Origin of the sequence: Exiguobacterium sp. s193 (assembly GCF_018618755.1) — a bacterium.
Taxonomy (GTDB): Bacteria; Bacillota; Bacilli; order Exiguobacteriales; family Exiguobacteriaceae; genus Exiguobacterium_A.
Genome location: NZ_JACSMR010000003.1, coordinates 38848 through 60732, shown reverse-complemented (window position 1 = coordinate 60732; position 21885 = coordinate 38848). Strand labels below are relative to the sequence as shown.

The 21885-nt window shown below is 46.7% G+C and carries 20 protein-coding genes and 1 other annotated feature; of the genes, 9 read left to right on the top strand and 11 right to left on the bottom strand.

The annotated features are described in order from the left end of the window. Positions 1-231: 231 nt before the first annotated feature. The gene (locus tag KNQ04_RS06345) at positions 232-876 is read right to left on the bottom strand and encodes a TVP38/TMEM64 family protein (protein ID WP_214848209.1); all 645 of its coding nucleotides are present in this window, start codon (positions 874-876) and stop codon (positions 232-234) included. 239 nt (positions 877-1115) lie between these two features. Here KNQ04_RS06345 and trhO point away from each other — a divergent pair, with 239 nt between their 5' ends. After that, entirely contained in the window at positions 1116-2033 is a 918-nt protein-coding gene (gene trhO / locus KNQ04_RS06340) for an oxygen-dependent tRNA uridine(34) hydroxylase TrhO (RefSeq protein WP_214848205.1), read from the top strand. 92 nt (positions 2034-2125) lie between these two features. On the opposite strand, the gene KNQ04_RS06335 is transcribed toward trhO, so the two are convergent. Next, entirely contained in the window at positions 2126-2902 is a 777-nt protein-coding gene (locus KNQ04_RS06335; protein ID WP_214848203.1) for an alpha/beta hydrolase, read from the bottom strand. Between the two features lie 15 nt (positions 2903-2917). Then, positions 2918-4594: a GGDEF domain-containing protein gene (locus KNQ04_RS06330; RefSeq protein WP_214848200.1), complete on the bottom strand. Its 1677-nt coding sequence runs from the start codon at positions 4592-4594 to the stop codon at positions 2918-2920. 125 nt (positions 4595-4719) lie between these two features. Then, positions 4720-4940, top strand: a binding site (T-box leader). A 56-nt stretch (positions 4941-4996) separates the two neighbouring features. Here KNQ04_RS06330 and argS point away from each other — a divergent pair. Further along, positions 4997-6679, top strand: coding sequence for an arginine--tRNA ligase (gene argS, locus KNQ04_RS06325; protein WP_214848197.1), 1683 nt, complete (start codon positions 4997-4999; stop codon positions 6677-6679). Between the two features lie 29 nt (positions 6680-6708). Further along, positions 6709-7314: a hypothetical protein gene (locus KNQ04_RS06320; RefSeq protein WP_214848194.1), complete on the top strand. Its 606-nt coding sequence runs from the start codon at positions 6709-6711 to the stop codon at positions 7312-7314. 65 nt (positions 7315-7379) lie between these two features. Here the strand turns inward: KNQ04_RS06320 and KNQ04_RS06315 are convergent, their stop codons facing one another. From KNQ04_RS06315 to KNQ04_RS06305, 3 genes are all read right to left on the bottom strand, one after another. Further along, complete coding sequence (locus tag KNQ04_RS06315) at positions 7380-7973, bottom strand: metallophosphoesterase family protein (RefSeq protein ID WP_214848192.1); 594 nt, start codon at positions 7971-7973, stop codon at positions 7380-7382. A gap of 63 nt (positions 7974-8036) precedes the next feature. Beyond that, positions 8037-8447 (bottom strand): carboxymuconolactone decarboxylase family protein, encoded by a 411-nt coding sequence (locus KNQ04_RS06310; protein ID WP_214848189.1) that lies wholly within the window; start codon positions 8445-8447, stop codon positions 8037-8039. An 86-nt stretch (positions 8448-8533) separates the two neighbouring features. Next, positions 8534-9418, bottom strand: coding sequence for a LysR family transcriptional regulator (locus tag KNQ04_RS06305; protein ID WP_214848187.1), 885 nt, complete (start codon positions 9416-9418; stop codon positions 8534-8536). Positions 9419-9533: 115 nt separating this feature from the next. On the opposite strand from KNQ04_RS06305, the gene KNQ04_RS06300 reads away from it, so the two are divergent. Beyond that, positions 9534-10316: a 3-hydroxybutyrate dehydrogenase gene (locus KNQ04_RS06300; protein ID WP_483299241.1), complete on the top strand. Its 783-nt coding sequence runs from the start codon at positions 9534-9536 to the stop codon at positions 10314-10316. A 337-nt stretch (positions 10317-10653) separates the two neighbouring features. Here the strand turns inward: KNQ04_RS06300 and KNQ04_RS06295 are convergent, their stop codons facing one another. Then, positions 10654-11148: a YajQ family cyclic di-GMP-binding protein gene (locus tag KNQ04_RS06295; protein ID WP_029331969.1), complete on the bottom strand. Its 495-nt coding sequence runs from the start codon at positions 11146-11148 to the stop codon at positions 10654-10656. Between the two features lie 106 nt (positions 11149-11254). On the opposite strand from KNQ04_RS06295, the gene pulA reads away from it, so the two are divergent. Continuing rightward, positions 11255-13264 carry a type I pullulanase gene (pulA, locus tag KNQ04_RS06290; RefSeq protein ID WP_214848183.1) on the top strand — a complete coding sequence of 670 codons (2010 nt, stop codon included), beginning with the start codon at positions 11255-11257 and terminating at the stop codon, positions 13262-13264. Positions 13265-13401: 137 nt separating this feature from the next. Continuing rightward, positions 13402-13884, top strand: a complete 483-nt coding sequence (locus tag KNQ04_RS06285) for a site-2 protease family protein (RefSeq protein WP_214848181.1) — start codon at positions 13402-13404, stop codon at positions 13882-13884. A gap of 101 nt (positions 13885-13985) precedes the next feature. Here KNQ04_RS06285 and KNQ04_RS06280 read toward each other — a convergent pair whose 3' ends face one another. Further along, positions 13986-14162, bottom strand: coding sequence for a YycC family protein (locus tag KNQ04_RS06280; RefSeq protein WP_214848178.1), 177 nt, complete (start codon positions 14160-14162; stop codon positions 13986-13988). Positions 14163-14270: 108 nt separating this feature from the next. Between KNQ04_RS06280 and KNQ04_RS06275 the strand changes: the two genes are divergently transcribed. From KNQ04_RS06275 to KNQ04_RS06265, 3 genes are all read left to right on the top strand, one after another. Beyond that, the gene (locus KNQ04_RS06275; protein WP_214848175.1) at positions 14271-15071 is read left to right on the top strand and encodes a hypothetical protein; all 801 of its coding nucleotides are present in this window, start codon (positions 14271-14273) and stop codon (positions 15069-15071) included. 65 nt (positions 15072-15136) lie between these two features. Beyond that, a complete protein-coding gene (locus KNQ04_RS06270; RefSeq protein WP_214848172.1) occupies positions 15137-17245 on the top strand; it encodes an MMPL family transporter in 2109 nt (702 codons plus the stop codon). 101 nt (positions 17246-17346) lie between these two features. Further along, the gene (locus tag KNQ04_RS06265) at positions 17347-18462 is read left to right on the top strand and encodes an NADH-dependent flavin oxidoreductase (RefSeq protein ID WP_214848169.1); all 1116 of its coding nucleotides are present in this window, start codon (positions 17347-17349) and stop codon (positions 18460-18462) included. Positions 18463-18524: 62 nt separating this feature from the next. On the opposite strand, the gene KNQ04_RS06260 is transcribed toward KNQ04_RS06265, so the two are convergent. The 3 genes from KNQ04_RS06260 to KNQ04_RS06250 all read right to left on the bottom strand — a co-directional run bounded on the left by KNQ04_RS06260 (position 18525) and on the right by KNQ04_RS06250 (position 21850). Further along, the gene (locus KNQ04_RS06260; RefSeq protein ID WP_214848166.1) at positions 18525-19100 is read right to left on the bottom strand and encodes a 3'-5' exonuclease; all 576 of its coding nucleotides are present in this window, start codon (positions 19098-19100) and stop codon (positions 18525-18527) included. Between the two features lie 109 nt (positions 19101-19209). Then, positions 19210-20601 (bottom strand): MATE family efflux transporter, encoded by a 1392-nt coding sequence (locus KNQ04_RS06255; RefSeq protein WP_214848164.1) that lies wholly within the window; start codon positions 20599-20601, stop codon positions 19210-19212. A gap of 169 nt (positions 20602-20770) precedes the next feature. Continuing rightward, positions 20771-21850, bottom strand: a complete 1080-nt coding sequence (locus KNQ04_RS06250) for a site-2 protease family protein (RefSeq protein WP_214848161.1) — start codon at positions 21848-21850, stop codon at positions 20771-20773. Positions 21851-21885 lie beyond the last annotated feature (35 nt).

The following is a 21885-nucleotide window of genomic DNA, read 5'->3' as shown; positions in this document are numbered from 1 at the left end:
CCATCCTATTTTATTCGTGTCTAAATCGAATATTATACTAATATTGGTCTTACCAATTTAATGTAAGCGTTATCAATATTGACTAAAGTGTGAACGGTATATTTAAATAATTAATTCAAATGAAAATGATTCAAAAGACCTACTGATGAAAAAAAGGCATCATGCCTCTTTCTGACACGACACAAACAAGACGTTCTGTCCGAAAAGTGGACAGAACGTCTGATTGATTACTTATTTTTGTTTACCTTCAATTACATTTTCTAATTCACGTAAGTTTTTCGTACGACGTGCGAGTGCCCGGCGTTTAATCCATTCCTCCATGCCACGGCTGACACCCCAAATGGCGAGGAGAATAAGGAAAAGAAACAGTAGACGGACGGGCTTTTCTAAAAAGCTTGACCACTCCTTACCGATTAAGGAGAACAGGATGACGACAATCAAGCGACCGGCACCAGCTGCGATTAAGTAAGTTCGAATCGATAACTGAATCATTGCCGAGATGGACGTGATGATGAAAGCTGGCATGAACGGGAGCGAAAAGAAGAAACCGAGTGAAATCGGACTCATATGACGGACGCGTTCAATCCAATGTTGTGCTGCCTTATGATTTTCAAGCCACCGAGTGACTGGGCGACGAAATAGATAGCGGATACAAGCGAACACGACGAGTGACCCTAACATGCTGCCGACCCAGGATACTAACACTCCCATCCAAAAACCATAAGTCGCCGCGTTCGCGGAGATGATCAGGACGAGTGGGAGGAAGGGGAAAAGGGATTCTAAGAAGGGGGCAATCAATCCGGTCGAAGCTCCACCCGGAAGATCTTGTAGAAATACAATCATGTGTTCAATCCATTGACGGATAGTTTGGAGCATTCGGAATCCTCCTTACAAAATAAACTGCTAATTTCTATTTTACCTCTTTACTTGCCAGAAAGGGAATTGAATTACGATGTAAGTGTCATGGATTTGTCGATTGTGCAATTGAATCGGAGTTGGTATTATACTTAAATGGGTGCGTTTTGCAGGCGTTCCCAGCTAGCTATTAGCTATGACGCTTCGTTCGCCAACGTTCGTTTTACTGCAAAAAACTGACATGGGGGCCAATGAGGATTATGAAACCTTATCGCGTACTATTATTTTATAAGTATGTTCCGATTGAGAATGCGGAACAAGTAACAAAAGAGCACCTTGCCTACTGTAAGGAACTCGGAATCAAAGGAAGAATCTTGATTGCACCAGAAGGGATTAACGGTACACTTTCTGGAACGGTCGAACAGACGGAACAGTATATGAAAGACTTAACGGCAGATCCGCGTTTCAGCGACATCGAATTTAAGATCGATGAAGTCGAAGAGCATACTTTCAAAAAAATCTTCGTCCGTTACAAAAAAGAACTCGTCACATGGCGTTTTGAAGACGAGTTTAATGTTCCGGAAGAAAATGCTGCCTATCTTGAGCCTGCTGAGTGGAAAAACATGATGCAAAATGAAGATGTCGTCATCCTCGACGTCCGAAACAATTACGAGTACGACCTCGGCCATTTTAAAAATGCCGTCAAGGTCGATGTTGCGGCGTCACGTGAGTTCCCAGAATGGCTCGATGAAAATGAGCATTTGTTCGAAGGGAAAAAAGTTTTGACGTACTGTACGGGTGGCGTGCGTTGTGAGAAGTTCACAGCCTACTTCCGTAAACGTCAAAACAGTGATGACATCTTCCATCTTAAAGGTGGCGTCGTCATGTATGGGAAAGATGAAGTCACGCGTGGGGAAGACTGGGAAGGTGAGTTGTATGTGTTCGATGAACGCGTTCAAGTCCCTGTCAATGAAGTCAACCCGACGGTCGTATCCGAGTGTTACTACTGTGGTAAGGCAGAAACACGTTACGTTAATTGTGCAAACCCGGAATGTAATCGCCAGCACTTCTGCTGTGAAGAATGTGAACCGAAAGTGATGCGTTCTTGTTCAGATGAGTGCCGGGAACACCCACGGAATCGGTACGAAAAAGAATTGACTGAAGAACTCGTGAAATAAGATGAAAAAGGATGATGTGTGCTCGTGAGAGCATCCATCATCCTTTTTTAGGTGGTCTCGCTAAAATCATGCAGATGATTCAAACCTGCTTGTTACGAGAAGAGGAATCGGAGCACGTCAGGCATACGCTTCGCCCACGCCGTCTCGTGGTGAATGCCATCTTCGACGACAGCATAGCGCATCTGATTCACTTTTTGTTGGACGGCAGCTGATAGAACATCGTTCGTGTGTAGGTAATCGTCTTCCGTCATCGGGCCGCTTACTTCTTTCGTTCCGACATCCATGTAGCAACGGTGCATGTCAGACAGGGGAAGGCTTCGTTCGATGAATTCAAGTAAAGACGAGAAGTTCGCCCATCCTGCTGTCGACAAGGCAGCGACACGCGTGATGACTTCCGGATAAGCGAATAAACCATACAGTGAAATCACTCCACCCATCGAACTTCCAATCATCGTCGTGTCAGTCGGGATCGTCGCATAGTGCGAATCGATATACGGTTTCAAGTCGTGGATGATCCATTCCATATATGCTTTGCCGTTTCCACCAATCGTCGTCCGGTGTGACGGGTATGCGGTTCGCATCAATAACGCTTCATCCGTCCACGGTGCATAGTCATCGTACCGATCCATCGGGTCATCCGGACTATCAATGGCGACGACTAATGCCTGAAGACCAACTTCGTGTAAAGCAAGGTGGACATCCCACCCTTTTCCAAAGGAGGCTGTCTCGCCACTGAAGACATTTTGTCCGTCATGCATATAGATGACAGGTAGGGCGACATCAAGCGCGACCTCGGGTGGACGATAAATCCGTAATGTCCGCCGTTGTTGATTCATCGGAAGCGATAACTCGATTTCAGTAATAGACATGTAAAACACAACCTTTCAAAGATTAGCGTAATGAGCTGTACAGTTTCGACCGTTATGTTTCCCTCCGACATAAAGTGCATGATCCGCTTGGCGTAATGATTCTTCGAACGTGCGTTGGTAACGGTGTTCGACAGTATCGACCCCTAGGCTGACGGTAATCGACAAGCGCTGTCCATCGACTAGAAATGGTCGGTTCATGACGGCATGCCGAATCTCTTCTGCAAGGGATATGGCTTGATCTTGCAGACACTCCGTCATCAAAACAACAAACTCTTCCCCACCATACCGTGCTGCGAACACAGCATCGTGCCGACGGATCACATATTTAATGCGTCGGCCCAGTTCGCGTAAGACGAGATCGCCCACCTTATGCCCATAAGTGTCATTGACGTACTTGAAATGGTCAATATCAAATAAGATGATCGATAGCGGAAATTGGTCTGACGAAAACTGTCGTGCGCCTTCTTCATAAAAGGCCCGGCTGTTCGGGAGTTCGGTCAAGGCATCCGTCCGACTTTCGGCATACAGCTGGAACGTTTCTTGGGAACGTTCGAGCACACGACAAAATGTCCGCAGGAGTCGTGAAATCTCATCAGCCTGTAACTCGTCATAAGCATCTGCGACCTGATGGAATAAGACAATCGAGACGTCCACTTCGCCGCTCGTAATCGAGGGGATTGCAAGCATCGAATGACGATCGACGGGAAGTGTCAGTTGCACGTCATTTCCCCAATCAAAACGTAACCCATAAAGAATAGGTGCACGGAGATCATCCGCCGATAGGGAGTGGAACAGTGGCAAGACGTCGACCGTCGTTTTCGTCCGGATGTCATAAATGATTTGTTTTCGTTGTTGTTGAATCGAAATCCAGCCTTCCGTAAAATCAATCAAATGGGGCAAATCAATTAATAAGGATTCGATGGCTTCATGTTCGAAACGGGAGATGAGCAGACGCTCCTTCGCATCGTCAAACCGTTTGGCATGTTCGATGGCCTGAAGCGATAAACCACGCTGTTGCAACAAACGCTTAAATAAAAATAAAATCAAGGTCGAGACAGTGGCGGCGATTAAAGGATTTTCATCATAGAACCAAATACCGAGCATCGCACTCAAAATACTGATGCCATAGACGAGTGTTTGCAGCTGGATGAGACGTGCCCAGTCATATTTCAGATATAAGAAACGATTGACGAAACGGCACTGGAGATAGGAAACGATGAAGACACCTGCTAAATAACCGGCAAAAGGCAGAAGTGCTTCTACATAATTGAACCCAGAACCGGTCGGTCCTCCAAGTAACAAGTAGAGAGAGGCAGGGATGGAAATGTAGACGATATCGAATAAGGCATTGATTGGATACAAATAGAGGAAACGTTTATAACGAATTGATTTTTTATGCGAAAAAAGTTGGAAGATGAAGACACCGAGCTGACTTAAAATCAGGGCAATCAATAGTCCGTAATTGAGAAAGATGAACAGGATGATCCCTTCTTGAAATGTATAATAAATCCCGCCGCGGCGGACGTTATCGAATTGAAAAAGAATGACTAATGCGAGTAGATAACTAGCATTTCCAAACGAAATCGCCGGATTTAAATGAATCGGGTACATAAATGAGGCGATGGAAAGCATGATGACTACAACACCTAAAACGATCCAACTACGCCGTGCTACAATTTTATAATGAATCATCGTATGCCCCTCCTCGCTAGTAACCCTTCCTTTTCTATACCCGATTTGTGGGAATTATGATATGTCATTTACAAAAAAATAAGGTTGAGAGAATGGAGTGGATTGCGTATAATGTGAAAGATAACAAACAGTCAATGACGAAGAAAGTAGCGATTTTATTTTGTCAGCCAGCGAATCAGGGAATGGTGGAAGCCTGAATGGATGAAAGAATCGTGAAACGCACTTCAGAGACGCTATCCGAATCGTAACGATCAGGCGTAGCCGGGGGACCCCCGTTATCCCCAATTAAGGTGGGTGTCAAAAACGACACCAAGAAGAGTGGTACCGCGGTCATTCCGTCTCTTTGCGAGTTGCGCAAAGGGCGTTTTTTATTGGAAAAAATAAACTGTTGGAGGGAATATAATGAGTTATAAACAACAATATGCCGAAGTTTTACAAGGTGTCGTCGGAGACGCATTGTCGCTTGAACAAATTGAACAACTGATCGAGCAACCAAAACACGAGGATCACGGTGACCTTGCATTCCCGTGCTTTATGTTAGCGAAAGCATTCCGGAAGGCACCGAACATGATTGCAGGCGACTTAGCTGAAAAAATTGATAATCCCCTGTTCTCAAACGTAAAGGCAGTCGGACCATACGTCAACGTCTTCTTGAATCGTGCAGTCGTCTCGCAAGAAATCGTCAACCGCGTCCTAGACCAAAAAGCGGACTACGGATCAAGCGAATCAAATGGGAAGACGATCGTTACCGACTTTTCTTCACCGAACATCGCAAAACCGTTCTCGATGGGACATTTACGTTCGACGGTCATCGGAAATGCGTTGAACCAGATTTCACGTAAAAAAGGATATGATGTCGTCGGGATCAACCACTTAGGTGACTGGGGAACACAGTTCGGTAAGTTGATGGTTGCGTACAACATGTGGGGGAAGGAAGAAGACGTCCGCGCTGAGCCAATCAAAGAACTGTTGAAACTCTATGTCCGCTTCCATGAAGAGGCAGAAAACAAACCGGAACTTGAAGATGAAGGCCGGGCTTGGTTCAAAAAACTTGAACAAGGTGACGAACAAGCAACCGTTCTTTGGAAATGGTTCCGTGAAGTTTCACTTGTCGAGTTCAGTCGTGTGTATGACATGCTCGGTGTACAGTTCGACAGCCTGAACGGAGAAGCGTTCTATAACGACAAGATGCAGCATGTCATTGATTTGCTCGAAGAAAAAGAATTACTCGTCGAATCGGAAGGTGCGATGGTCGTCGACCTTGAAGCGGAAGGGATGCCACCTGCATTAATCAAGAAAAAAGACGGGGCGACGCTCTATGCGACACGCGACTTAGCGGCTGCAGTTTATCGTCTCGAGACGTATCGTTTCGAACAAGCGTTTTACGTCGTCGGCGGTGAGCAAGCACTTCACTTCAAACAGTTGTTTGCGGTCTTGAAAAAGCTTGGATTTGATAATGTTGACGGCATGCACCACGTACCATTCGGCCTTATCATGAAAGACGGCAAGAAAATGTCGACGCGTAAAGGGCGGATTGTTTTGCTTGAGGAAGTCCTTCAAGATGCAATCAACGTCGCAAAACAAAATATCGCCGAGAAAAATCCGAACCTTGCGAATGCGGATCAAACAGCACAACAAGTGGGCGTCGGCGCGGTCATTTTCCATGATTTGAAAAACGAACGCATGAACAATATCGAGTTTGATCTCGAACAGATGTTGAAATTCGAAGGGGAGACAGGTCCATACGTCCAGTATACGAATGCCCGTGCCAACTCGTTACTTCGTAAAGGTGGCTACGACGGGGCAGCATTCGACGGAAGTGCTGACGATTATGCATGGTCTGTCGTCTCGATGCTCGATCAATTCTCAGTAGTCATCGACCGGGCATTCGCGCGTCGTGAACCTTCAATCATCAGCCGTTATGTGCTCGATCTCGCGCAAAGCTTCAATAAATATTATGGTCAAGTACGTGTTCTAGAAGAGGATGAGGCAAAACAATCTCGCCTTGCACTCGTGAAATCGGTTACGATTGTATTAACGGAAGGTCTACGTCTCCTCGGTGTCGGCGCTCCAGAAGAAATGTAATAAAATCAGATTAAAGATGGGGTTAGCATATGAATAAAGAAACAAACGAACGGTTGCAACAGGCAGCAGAACGGGTCAAGAACGAAGACATGACGGAAGCGATTGCGTTCATCGCTGATTTTCATGGGAAAGTGGCGGCATGGTTGCCTGGCGAGTCAGTCGATTTCATCTTTGATGTCGTGACAGCACCAGGTGCAGACTTAATCGCACCGGTTAGTGGAGATGCACTCGAAACGAAAGGGAACTTCGAATTTTTCATGCGTAAAAAACAAACGCGTAAAAAATTAGGGGAACTCTTGGCGCTCTTTAAAGCACCACGTTCGAAAGAAACGCTCAGTGAAATCGATGCGATCGGTCTCAAAAAATGGTTGGCGCGGAATGAATTCCGTTCGGAAGATAAGCCATGGGACTATCTCAATCGTCTCCATGTCTTGTTGTTCCTTGATTCGATGACAACCGTCATCGATGATCATCAATTGACGACATTGTATGAACAACTGGTCGGGAAAACACCGGTTCCGACAAGTTTCGTCCGTCGTCAAGGAGAAGTGCGTCGTGTCGTCGAGAAATTCGTCGAGAAAAATGAATTGACGCAGGTCAATCTCGTGAAAGCTTCACTCGTCCGTTACTTGTAATCAGAAAAGACCCTCGGGTTAAAAGCTGGAGTCATCTCCATGCTTTCATCCGAGGGTCTTTTTTATTATGCTTGACGATAGATGATCGATTCTTGCTGCATGTCATAGAGCAACCATTCCCGTTCGACGAGAACAGGACCGACGTTGACGGCATACCGTCCTTTTTTGATGGAAATCGGAACATCGAGTTGCGGCGACAATCGTTTTCCATCACGAAACAAGCCATGTTGATGACTATGACCGAAAAACAAAAGGCGCTGTCCGAATGGAGACGTGTTCGGAACTAACGTATAACTCCACTCGAACTGGTCACCGTGTAAAAACAGGACATCGTCACCCACTTGTTTTGTCCGGGGCGCCGACCGGAGTCGGTCGAGCAGTGCGGACACGCCATTTGGCACGAGTGAGAAAATCCGTTCTTCTTGGTTCCCGAGTAATGTTTCGAAATCCAGTAGGGCAACATAGTCGGAATCAAGCGTCACCACATCAGAGAGGGACTCGAACGTATGGCGACGTGCTCTCTTTTTTCCGATATGGCACTCATGGATATCGCCGAGCGAAAAAATCGTTGCTTGTGGAGCGCGTTTACGGATGTCTTGTAGAACGGCGCGCGCATCTGAAAATGAACTGTGCAAATCGGCAATCAGTGCATATTGCATCTGGCATCTCTCCCTTGTAGTAGGATTATACCCTGCCTGCTGCATCGTCCATCCTCCGTTCAATCAGTCTGTTTTTACTGTGACACCACGTTCTGCAAAGACGGTTTTGGCGACTTCTAGCGCATTTAAGACACGTGGGAAACCTGTATACGGTACGAGATGCATGATCGCTTCGACGATTTCATTTCCGGAGAGACCAGCTGTTAACCCCGTGTTAATGTGTAAGGCAAGTTGCGGTTCTGTTCCTTGTGTGACGAGTGTCGAGATTGTGACGAGTGCACGGTCACGGTTCCCGAGTCCAGTGCGACTGTAAACTTCACCGTAAGCGAAATCCGTGATCCATTCTCCGACGGCAGGTGCGATGTCTTTTAAGGATTCTGAGATTTTTTCATGTGTAGATTGAGCTGAATTCACATCTGTGAATTCACTTAATTTTTTAAGACCGACTTCGTGACGTGTTTCATGCGTTGACATAATAGATAACTTCCTTTCTGGGTTAACGATACATCCCATCATAACGAAAGAAAAATCATGCTACAAATACATGGTTTTTATATATATCATTCTTTTTTTGCATAGAAATTTTGAATGAACTGAATCCATTCTCGGGTCACATAAGATTGATATCGTCCTGTCGGAACAGCGACACCTAATTGCCAAGGGATGCGAGTTTCTAATGGAACTGTTTTGACTCCATTGACTTGAATCCGCTGCGCAAGTGAGCGGGGAAGGAGTGTAACTGCATTTTCTTCTGCGACGAGCAGACAAAGGAAATCCCACTGCGAACTGACGTGTGTGACAGTCGGTTCAAAACCAGCTGCCCGGCAAGCATTTAAAACGACGTTATGGAGAGAGAAGGTTTCATTAAATAAAACGAATGGCATCTGTGACACTTCTTCTAACGAGATCGAAGCGCGCGTAGCGAGCGGATGGTGTTCCGGTAAGAAAAGGTGCAATTCTTCTTCCATGAACGGGTACACCGTCAAGTGTTCATCGGCAGGAAAGACGGTCGCAATCAAATCGACGTCACCCGCAACAATCGCTTTCTCTAATGCATGACCGCCGGCCTCGACGATGTCGATTTTCACCATTGGGTACTGTTGCGAAAATTGATGCAAGAGACGGGGGAAGAAGAGCGAACCAATCAGCGGAGGAAGGCCAATCCGGATGGTTCCTTTCGTTAAGTGCATCACGTCATAAAGGTGAGAGGGTAAATCAGAAAGTTGACGTAAGATCTTTTCGCCTTCGAGGAGAAGTGTTTCGCCAGCATCCGTCAAGACGATTTGTCGTTTACTGCGGTCAAACAGTTCGATATCTAGTTCTTCTTCAAGACTACGGACCATCTTACTTAAGGTCGGTTGCGTGACATGCAAGTGATCGGCGGCACGTGTGAAACTTTTAAAGCGGGCAACTTCTGTAAAATATTCGAGCTGTCGAAAATCCATCTTCGATCCTCCTATTCGTATTTGTTATACATAGCATAATAAGGATTCATTTTTATTATTGTTTCGGTAAGCGTACAGTAAAAGGAGTGAAACCGTAAAGAAGGAGTAGATGGAAATGAAACAACTCGAAGGAAAAGTAGCTTTGATTACTGGAGCAGCAAGTGGAATCGGTCTTGAAATTGCTGAAGAATTTGCGCGGGAAGGTGCAAAAGTCGTGATTGTCGACTTGCAAGAACAAGCAGCAACAAATGCAGCAGAAGCACTGACTGATAAAGGGTTTGACGCTTTTGCCGTTGCAGGTGACGTAACGAGTGAAGCAGCGATTAAATCAAGTATCGAACAGACGATGACACATTACGGAAAAATTGATATCGTCATCAATAATGCCGGCATGCAACACGTTTCACCGATTGAAGACTTTTCAACAGAGACGTTTGATTTGATGCAAAGTATCATGTTACGGGCACCATTCCTTTATACGAAATATGTCTTCCCAATCATGAAAGAACAAGGATTCGGACGGATTCTCAACATGTCATCCATCAATGGATTGATTGGTTTTGCCGGAAAAGCGGCATACAACAGTGCAAAACATGGGGTGATTGGTTTAACGAAAGTCGCAGCGCTCGAAGGGGCGACGTCAGGCATTACCGTCAATGCGATTTGTCCGGGATACGTCGATACGCCACTCGTCCAAAAACAGTTGTCTTCACTTGCCGAAACACGGAATGTCCCACTTGATTCCGTTTTGGAAGAAGTCATTTATCCGCTTGTGCCGCAACACCGTTTGTTGCAAGTAAAAGAAATCGCCGACTACGCGATTTTCTTATCAAGTGATAAAGCGGCTGGGGTGACAGGTCAAGCTGTCGTGCTTGATGGTGGATATACAGCGCAATGAGCATGAACAAATCCCTTCTTCCGACTTGGAGAAAGGGATTTTAGACTTTAGACAACGTGCTATCGGGAAATCGAGCGTCTGTTTCGTTGCTTTCCTCGGTCGAGGCGCAAGCCATTGCTCCTTGATCCTCACGGACAACGAGCAGGGTCTTGCCTGCCTCTAAAAGTGCGTTAAAAACGCACTTTTCCCCGAAGGAGTCAACGAAACGTGACGCTTTTTAGGGAATACCATGACGAAAAGCCAGTCATACAGACGGTTTAGGGCGCAATCCGTCTCGAATCGTTTGTCTACACGCAAACATCCCTTCCTCCGACTTGGGGAAAGGGATGTTTGGTGCTTAACGGAAATTGATGAACTGGACGTCGACCGATAATGGTAACTCACGGACGATTTGCATGACTTGTTGTAAATCATCACGCGATTTAGCTGTGACACGGATTTGGTCATCTTGAATTTGTGTTTTGACTTTTAATTTGGATTCTTTGACGGCGTTGTTGATTTTTTTTGCATCATCACGGTCGATTCCGCTTTTTAAGATGACGCGTTGACGGACTGTGTTCCCAGCAGCCTGTTCGACTTTTTCATACTGCAAGTTTTTGGTTGGAACTTCACGTTTAATCAACTTCGTCGTTAAGACATCTTTGACCTGATCGAGTTTAAAATCGTCATCTGAGATGAGGATTAAATCCTCTTTCTCAAGTTTCATGTCACTCTTCGAACCTTTAAAATCAAAGCGATTCGTGATTTCCTTTAATGCGACTTGCATCGCGTTTTTGACTTCCTCGATGTTGATTTGTGACACGATATCAAATGAATTATCTTTTGCTGCCATGTGGCATCTCCCCTTTCGTTCTATTCTCTATTTTAAAGAGGAACAGCGGAAGCGTCCACCACTTTGAAATTTTGTTATAATGAATACCATGAAATGAAAGGGGTGCATGGCTTTGAAACAAACAGCAGATATGTTGACGCTCACGCCAAAGGAGATGGATGAGCGTTATGCCTATAGAGGAATGGACTTAGGTGCGACTTTTGAAGAGACGACGATTCGTGTTCGATTGTGGGCACCGACGGCGGAACGTGTAGTCATCCGTCTGTACCGGACGCTGCGTGCAAGAAAAGTAGAGGAAGTCGAACTGGCGGCCGCTGAACGGGGGACATTCGTCGCAGAACTCGATCGTGCTGTGTATGAAGGTTACTTCTATACATTTCAAGCCATCGTCGCCGGTCAAAAAGTCGAAGCGGTCGACCCTTATGCAAAGGCGGTCGGGACAAACGGGAAGCGCGGTGCATTGATCGATCCGTCTAGCGTACAACCGGACCGCTGGATTGAGGAACGTCCAATGTTCCATTCGTCACAAGACGCCGTCATCTATGAATTACATGTCCGGGACGCGACGAGCCATCCGGCGAGTGGTGTCATCGAACGGGGTACGTTCCGCGGATTGACGGAGGCGGGGACACGAACGGAAACAGGTGGATTGACGGGGCTCGACTACTTAGCCGATTTAGGTGTGACGCACGTTCAATTGCTTCCAATCTATGATTTCGGATCAGTTAATGAAGCGGCGCCACAAGATCCGGATAACTACAACTGGGGATACGATCCGGTCAACTTCTTTGCACCGGAAGGCTCCTACGCTTCGAATGCAGATGATCCGAAAGCACGAATCCGTGAATTGAAAGCACTGGTCCAAGCACTGCATGACCGGGGAATCCGTGTCATCATGGACGTTGTCTTCAATCATACGTATGATGCGGACACGGTGCCGCTCGGTCAATTCGTACCAGGTTATTTTTATCGCCAGGAAGCGGATGGAACCCTTTCAAACGGCAGTTTCTGCGGAAATGATACAGCGTCTGAGCGTTTCATGATGCGAAAGTTCATCATTGATTGTGTGACATACTGGGCGAACGAGTATCACCTGGATGGATTCCGATTCGACTTGATGGGGCTGCATGATATCGAAACGATGAACCAGGTCCGTCATGCCCTCGACCGAATCGATCCGTCGATTTTAATCATCGGCGAAGGCTGGGATCTCGACACACCGCTACAACTTGATCAAAAAGCGAACTACTTCAATGCCCCGCAGATGCCGGGGATCGCCCACTTCAATAATGGGTTACGCGATGGATTAAAAGGTGATGTCCAGACACCGGAAAATCGTGGATTCATCAGTGGTGCCTTTGAGCGGACGAACGAAGTGAAGCGTGGGATTGCAGGAAATGTTTCGTCGCAAGGTTTTGCGGACGAACCGAACCAGGTCGTTTCTTACGTTGAGGCACATGATGATTTAACGATTTGGGACAAGTTATCGATTTCACGCCCGGAAGATACAGATGAAGTCCGCCGCAAGCGTCAAATGCTCGCGAACGCGATTATTTTGACAGGACAGGGAATTCCTTTCCTGCATGCCGGTCAAGAGTTCTTCCGGACGAAGGACGGGATCCGCGATAGCTTCAACTCAGGAGAAGTCGTCAATCGCCTGGACTATGAGCGGGCAGAAACATTCCGTTATGCAGTGGATTATGTCAAAGGTCTGATTGCCTTACGTCGTCAATATCCGATGTTCCGTCTCGAGAATGCAGCAATGATTCGAAAACATCTTCGTTTCCTAGAAGAAGGGGAAGGAATCATCGCGTACGAATTGAAGCGGACGTACGAAGGATATGTCGAGCGACAACGGGTTTATCATAATGCGACAGACGAAGATGTAACAATTGAGTTACCGAGTGGTGAATTTGAAGTCCTTGTTGAAGCGGGGGTCGTTAAAATTCATGCACCGCGTCTCCATGAAGCAAAAGAATTAGTTGTTCCGGCATTGACGACGACGGTCGTTGCGGAACGAAAAGCAGACTACAAAAAGTACGCTGTCGCAGGTGGTGCGGCATTAACAATCATCGGTCTTTTGTACGCAGCGAACAAACGGTGTAAAAAAGATTAAGCAAGTATGGCAGTCGCATTGCGGCTGTCATTTTTTCGTATTATTTCAATTTAAATATTCCAGTTTTAATTCGGGTGACGCGGGAAAATACCTTAAGTAGTATTTAGAGGATTAGTTTTCTGAAAGGGAGCGTCAACATGTTTGGATTTAATGATATTTGGAAGTTTTTCTTTTCGTTCTTTTTGTTATTGCCGATTGTGACATTAGTTCATGAGATGGGGCACTATTTTTTTGCACGGATTTTCGGTGGTAATATGGAAATAAATATTGGATCAGGAAAGTCATTGATTCGAGTCGGACCGATTCGGTTGAATCGAATTTACTTTTGGGACGGTTGGTGTCAGTATGAGGCACTGCGCCACGAAAATAAATTTACGAACATCATGGTTTATTTAGGCGGATCGTTAGCCAATCTGACAAGTATTTTAGTCGTGAATGGCTTGATTTATGCAGGTGTATTTGAGGCATCAATCTTTACGTACCAATTTGCCTACTTCTCGTTCTACTTTGTTTTCTTCTCACTTTTCCCGATCGACCATCCGAACGGGTATCCGAGCGACGGAAAAGCGATTGTCAACGTATTCCGGTATGGGAAGTCAGAGCGGAATCCCCAAGCTTAATGATGTCTTTGATAAAAAATGAACTGACTGAGAAGTCGGTCGCTCAACAAAAATGCGGGAGTGGATTTGAAATCCACTCCCGCATTTTGATGGAGACGAATTCAGTTCGTCTCTTCGTCAGATGATTCAGTTGGCGCAGTACTCGCTTGCTCACTTTCGAGTTCGACTAACTTTTGGATTAAGATATGGCGCGGCATATGCATCAATTGCTCAAGCGGCACATTGAGACGCTTCGCGAGCTCGACCGCTGTATCTGCCGATAGCTGTAATGGTTTCATCTAAAAATCCTCCTTTAAGTATTTGGTTTTAGTATACAGGACATGCAACGTGAGCGCATCGACAGTAGCTAGAATCGGTGAAGGTTGATACCGTAGGAGGTAGGAGTGATGTATATGTATAAACCAGCCGCTGAGCTGTTGCTCCACGAATCCGTCTCCTTGTTCGACCGAGTAGGAGAGGAATTCATCTTGTTTCGGGATCAAGGTGGATTTACGAAATGTGATGCGGATTTGAAAATCATTTGGGAGACAGCGTGTGCTTATGTGCCATTTACTTGGTATCTCGAACCGGATGGACATCGTGCGTTTATTGTATTTGAAGAAACGGTCGCGTTTGGGCTACTTGATTTAACGAATGGTCAGTTGACATATATGAATCGTCCGGATATTTGGGCGGATGCTTGGTTCAGTAATCTGTATCACTGGAACGGTGAAGAACTCTTTTTATACGCATCAGAAACAGATGTCGTCCGCTTTAACTTGGCGACGCAAGCAGGAACTTTTTCGGATTATGCCGAAGCTCCTTTATTAGGACGAATCGTCGAGCGCGGATACAATGAACGATTAACGTTCGAACGATTTATTGCGCCGGCGACTATCATCTCGTACGATCCGGATCATACCCGATACGTCATTTGGGATGCTATCAAACAAGAAGAACAGGTCATCCCGTTTTCGGACTATGAAGAGTATGCCCTCGTCGATAGCCGCGAGCAGTTATTTTCAGTTACGGATGCGACACGATTTTATCTCTATGAGAACAAACAATTAAAGTTTAAATTTGAAGGGTGTCAGTCGTCTGTATTACTAAAAAGTTTGTTACTTGACGAACAGGCCAGGCGACTAGCAATCGTTTCGACGTCACCGAATTTCGGAAACACGTGGGTTCAAATTTTTCACAAGACGTAACACACATCCTTTGTCGGTCGTACGAAGGATGTGTTTGCTGTATACACAAAAGGGGGAGTCGACGCATGGAACGTCTGGGTCAACGTATCGTCCGTTTTCGGATAATCATCAGCCTCGTCTGGCTGGTTGCACTGATTGTCCTTGGGTATTTCGCCCTTCAGTTACCCGATCAATTAAAAGGGAATGGCTTTACCCGTGACGGAGAATTTCAACAAGTAGAGCGTGTGTTAGAAAAAGAATTTAATCAAGACCCGCACCAAATCATCGTCTTATTTGAAGGCGATGAACCAACGATTCGTAAGGAAATGACGCGGCATGTCACGTTGTTTCGTGACATCAAAGGAATCGGTCAAGTCGTTGGACCAGACGAAAACAAGCAAGCGATTCGTGACGGAAAAGGATACCTATCAGTCGGGACGCCGGATATCGAACAGAAGTGGACGAAAGCCGTCGAAAATAAAGTAGATGTTCCGAGTGACGTGTCTGTCCGGTTGACTGGCGAACCACTGATCGTCGACGACTTGAACACGGCTTCAAAAAATGATTTGGTTCGCGCAGAGTTGATTGGTGTTCCTGCAGCTTTACTTGTTCTACTCGTCGTCTTCGGGACGCCGCTTGCGGCAGTCTTGCCGCTCATCATGGGGCTTGTCACCTTCATCTTTGGTGCCGGGGTTCTCTATTTTGTCGCGGGACAACAAGAATTATCGATTTTTGTCCTGAATGCCGTTGCGATGATTTCGCTTGCGCTCGGAATTGATTTTTCACTGCTCTACGTCAACCGTTTTCGTGAGGAACAGGCAAATGGCCATTCGATTGCCCGGGCGGCGGAAGTATCTGTCGCGACAGCAGGGCGTTCGATTTTATTCTCTGGTATCTGTGTCTTTGTCGGACTCGCTGGTCTGTTAGTGATTGATGTCGATGTCTTTCAAGCGGTTGCACTTGGCACACTCGTCTCGGTACTTGGTGCCGTCATTAGTGCCATCACGTTACTCCCCGCCTTACTCGCTTTGTTCGGTGGAGGATTAGAAAAAGGACGGATTTTTAAATCGGGTTCAGGTCGTGGAGAACAACGCTGGCGGAATCTGGCACGCTTCGTCATGAAGCGTCCTGTTGCGATTACGGTGTTTTCACTGATATTACTCGTCCCGTGTTTGATTCCGTTACGTGACTTGGAGCTGAACATTCCACAAGCGAGCGCGCTTCCGGAAGATTATGCATCACGGCTTGCCTTTGAGTCGTGGGAAGAGACGTTTGGCGATGACGGGACGGACGCAGTCGTCTTAGTCAACGGCGACTTTTCGACAGAAGCGGGACTCGAACGTCTTGAGGAAGCGACACGAAAGTTTCAAGCAGATAGCGGTGTCAAAGACGTGATTTCCGGTGCGACCTTAGTGGAACAGAATGGACTGGATTTGCAGCAAGCCGTTCAAGTCGAACAAGCGAAACAGCAGCTGATTCCTTGGATTGCGTTTGACGCGGATGTCGCCCGGGTGAACGTGAATTTAGTTGGTGACCCCGGGGATCAAGCCTCGCAGGATTGGGTCAGGAAAGTCCGGGAAATGGGCTATACGATTGGCGGACCGGCCGCATTCAATCAAGAAATCTATGATGAGATTTATGACAAGATGCCGCTTGCACTTAGCGTCGTATTACTTGCGACATTCTTGATTTTATTGATTGCCTTTCGTTCGATTTTAATTCCGATCAAAGCAATTTTGATGAACTTACTCAGTCTTGGGGCGACATTCGGATTGCTCGTGATTCTATTTGAATCAGGACTCGTTTTTCCGGCAGAAACGATTGGTATTTTGACACCGGTCTTCATCTTTTCACTTGTATTCGGTCTATCGATGGACTATGAAGTGTTCTTGGTTTCCCGGATGGAGGAATATTATGACGAGACGGGTGACAATGATGTCGCAACCGAAATGGGACTTGCGAAGACAAGTAAAATCATCACATCGGCTGCTTTGATCATGATTGTCGTCACGGGGGCGTTTGCCTTCACTGGCGTCAGCCCGATTAAGCAACTCGGTGTCGGAATTGCACTTGCGATTTTTATCGATGCGACGATCGTCCGGATGCTGTTAGTTCCGGCCTTGATGAAATTATTCGGACACTGGAACTGGTGGTGGCCGGGCGGTCGACGGAAACGTCAAACGAAGTGGCACTGAACAAGTGAGCAGGTTGGCTAAGCACATCATTAGGCATTTTGAAAAGGCCGAGCGTATACTGACGATATTCAAGTTAAGATTTCAGAGGAGGATATGCTTCAATGGCTAATGAAAAAATGTTTGATACGTTTACACTTCCAAACGGAGTGACATTGAAAAACCGCGTCATGATGGCGCCGATGACAAACTATGCGGCAGAAGAAAACGGTGAAGTTTCGGAAGCGGAACTCGCGTATTATGCAGCTCGTTCAGGTGGTGTCGGTGCAGTCATCACAGCGTGTGCCAACGTCACGGCAGACGGGCAAGGTTTCCCGAATGAATTCGGCGCAGAGCGTGATGAACTCATTCCAAGCTTAAAACGCCTCGCGACAACGATTCAAGACAAAGGCGCAAAAGCGATTCTTCAAATTTTCCACGCAGGTCGGATGGCACCACCAGAACTCGTTGGCGGTCAGACGGTCAGTGCGAGTGCTGTAGCACCAGAACGTGAAGGCGCCATGACACCACGTGCGCTCGAAGCAGAAGAAGTCGAAGCTATCATCGAAGCATTCGGTCAAGCGACACGTCGCGCGATGGAAGCTGGATTTGATGGTGTTGAAATTCATGGTGCCAATACGTACTTGATTCAACAATTCGTCTCACCACACTCAAACCGTCGTGATGACAAATGGGGTGGAAGCCTTGAAAAACGTTTGGCATTCCCACTTGCTGTCGTTGATGCAGTCGAAGCGGTCGCAAAACAAGATCCATCGTTTATCGTCGGATATCGCTTCTCACCAGAAGAAATCGAAAACCCGGGGATTACACTCGATGATACGATGCAACTCGTCGACGCGCTTGCGAAGAAAGACCTCGACTACCTGCATGTATCTGTCATGGATTTCTTTGCTGGTTCGATTCGTGATGAAAACGAAACACGTTCACCAATCACACTTGTTCAAGATTGTGTCGGACAACAAGTTCCAGTCATCGGTGTCGGATCACTCCACACACCAGATGAAGTCGAACGTGCTTTAACGGAAGTCCCGCTCGTCGCACTCGGTCGTGAATTGATCATGGAACCGACATGGGTCGAAAAAGTCGAAGCAGGAGATGTTGCGTCAATTCGGACAGAACTCGATCCGTCGACACAAGCGGAACTCGTGATGCCAGATGCACTGTGGCAAGGAATTATTAGCCGTCCAGGCTGGTTCCCGATCAAACAAACAACGAAATAAGTACCACAGAGATAGAAAAGGAGCGGCTCAGAATCTGAGCGCTCCTTTTTGTATGAGGGGAATCAATAAGCGACTTCACCCATCCGGACACCACAAAACCGATGCAGTTCGACCGGATGTTCGATGTTCGTCCGGTCGAGCATATCCTGCAGCAACAAGGCGCAAATATAGGCATCTTCTTTCGCATCGTGGTGTTTAAAGGAAACCCCCAAAAATTCTGCCATCGTATTTAACTTATGGTTCGGCAACCAAGGATAGAGTTTCCGTGACAACTTGACCGTACAGCCATACTGAAAAGACGGCATTTGATACAAATCATATTTTTGAATCGCTTTTTGAAGTGCGCCCATATCGAAAGAAGCATTGTGGGCAACAATGAGTTCCGCGTTTTCCATCAGCTCAAATAAGCCGTGTGTTGCCATCGCTTCGGGTAGCGCCGGCGCATCCCAGACGTCGCTCGGTCGAATGCCGTGGACACGGATGTTGCCAGCATCAAAGTTTTCTTCCGGATTGATCAAAACTTGTTGGCTCGTGACGACGTTTCCTTCCGATAACACGGACCATCCGAAAGCACAGATGCTCCGACTATTCCGGTTGGCCGTTTCAAAATCAATCGCCAGTGTGTAAGGCTTTGGCATACAATCCCTCCTTTTTTAACAGCATACCGCATTTTGATTCAGAATACATGTTCGTCTTTTATTTTATCTGCAAAAAGTCCATCTGCCGAACGGCATGACGGACTTTTTGTTATTTCGCTTGTACTGTATCTGTTTCCGGTTCTACATACTCATTTGGTTTAAAGAGCATAGTACGGTCCCGGTAAGCGAAGATGACGGCGGTCAGGACCGCCATTAAGTCAGCAATCGGGAAGGCGAACCAGACTCCCTGTACACCGAAAAAGACCGGTAAAATCAGGACGAGCGGAATCGTATACAACGTTTGCCGCGACAAGGACAGGAACAAAGCGATCCGTGCTTTCGCAAGTGATTGATACATCCCGTTGATGATCATCTGAATACCATAGACAAACGAAATCGCGAATAGAATCTGCATCGCCGTTGAGCCATCATCGAGTAACGCCGTATCATCCGTGAACATGCCGACCCAAAAACGAGGAAATAGTTGAATCAACAACCAAAGCGTAATCGATAACGTCAAACCATAGCGGATGGCCAGCTTGATGGCTTGTGACATCCGGTCAAATTGTTTGGAGCCGAAATTGTAGCCGACGATCGGCTGCATCCCTTGGACGATCCCCATGATCGGCATTCCGACCAGTGCCATGAATTTGTTGATGACAGCAAAGGTGGCGAGTTCCGTCGTTCCGCCATAACGGACGAGCATATGATTGACGGTGATGAATAAAACGGATTGCGAAACTTGCATGATGAACGAAGATGATCCGATTTGTCCCATTCGGATGACCAGTTTAGGATCAAAGCGGAAGGCTTCCCGATTTAACACAAGACTCGTCTTCTTGGCTTTTGTAAAAAAGAACCGGAAAATCAGGATTGAACCGACGATTTGGGCGACAACCGTTCCGAGTGCCGCTCCTTGAATTCCCCAGTCAAGTCCGAAGATGAACAACGGGGTTAAGACAATGTTGATGGCAACCGTCGTCAGCATGACACGCATCTGGTAACTCGCACGTCCTTCCGCCCGTAACATCGCACTTGATGCCATCGTCAGCATGAAAAATGGTGAACCGAATAACAAGACACGTAAGAAAGCAATGCTGTACGGCATGATTTCAGGTGTGGCACCGAAGACACGTAACAATGGTTCGACGAAGATAAATGCGGAGACGATCGCGAGCATGCTGACAACGAATACAACCATCAAAACGTTGGCGTAGGCACGGCTCGCACCAGACAGATTTTTTTGGCCGAGTCGCTGGGAAGCGATTGCTGCACCACCAATTCCGACCGAGTTTGAGATAGCCATCAAAACAAGTTGGACGGGAAAAGCAATTCCGACAGCGGCGACAGCGGCTGTTCCGATGCCTTGCGCCACAAAAATCGTATCGACGATATTGTAGAGCGCAGTCACGAGCATGCCGATCATTGCCGGGAGCGACAGACCGATCAGGAGTTTATTGATAGGGGCTTCTCCTAGTCGTGCCGTATTTTTATTCATCATCAGGAGAACCTCCTTTTTTATAAAACAGGTAGATTGATTTTTATTCAGATTAGTCGCTTCGATGAACGGATGCAAGCAATCGAATCAGGTAATGTGCAAATTGCTTTTTCTTCATCAAAAAAGCATCCCTTCCGAAAAGGAAGGAATGCCTGTGTCACATATTATATTTTTAAGATGGAGTCGGCAGGTAGCCTTTTGAATATTCGAAAGCAATGAAGAGAATTGCACCCAATGCCAAGTAAGCGACCAATGTAATGGTCTGTTGTTTTTTCGGCATCTGGTGATATTCAACGGATTTTTCGGCTTCAATCAACGGTTCGATCCGTTGGTCCAACCGGCGTAACAATGCATCATAGTCATTCGCCGAATCATATTGATAACGTAACAATTCGTCAGCAGCAGGTTTTGCTTCTTCCGGACTAGCACTTCGCAAATCTTGAAGGTCATGCCGGAGTGACCAAGCAATCGGATCATAGGTCGAGACCGGCGTCTCGTCTGCTTCTTCGACAGAGGTTTCGTCCGTTGCCTCTGTTGCTGCCAGTTGCTCCCGTTCGACTTTCGCTTGCAGCACACGACTCCGGGCAGCCCGATACAACATCAGGACAGATTTATTGTCCTCGTATTGTTTCGCGAAACGGTATCGTTTCCAAACGGCACTCCCACCTAAGAAAGCAATCAATAATAAGATGATGCTGAAGTGGGTCAAACCGTAGGCGACAAGGGCAGCAAGCCCTGCGATCCAGACGACGATTGGCAGACCAGCTAAAATTCGTCCACCATCGAGTGGGCTGACAGGGAGTAGGTTGAACAGATTGAGCAAAGCACCTAAGTGAAAGATGACAAGCCAAAACTCGTTTCCTGTCACGAAGTAGCCGATGAGTAGAGGAATCAAGGACAGCAGACCGGCTAGCGGTCCACCATAGGCAAGAATCGCTTCTTGTTTCGGTGTCCGGAAGGTGTCTTTAATCCCAATGACGGCCCCCATGAACGGAACAAAAATCGCGGGACCTGTCTTGAAGCCAAGCCGTTTCGCGGCGGCTAAATGTCCCATTTCATGAATGAACAACAGGTAAAGCAAACCGACACCGAACCAGACACCAAAGATTTGAGCATAAAAGAGGAGCGAAATCCCGAATGAGATCAGTGTTCCTCCGAACTTCGAAAATTTTAAGAGTGCAAGGACGACCTTCCCTTTTGAGAGCAAGAATGCTCCGGCGACGGCAAGACCTCCCCAACGTTTTTTAGCCATCGTGAATTCCTTCTTCCATAGATATGACGTTCTGT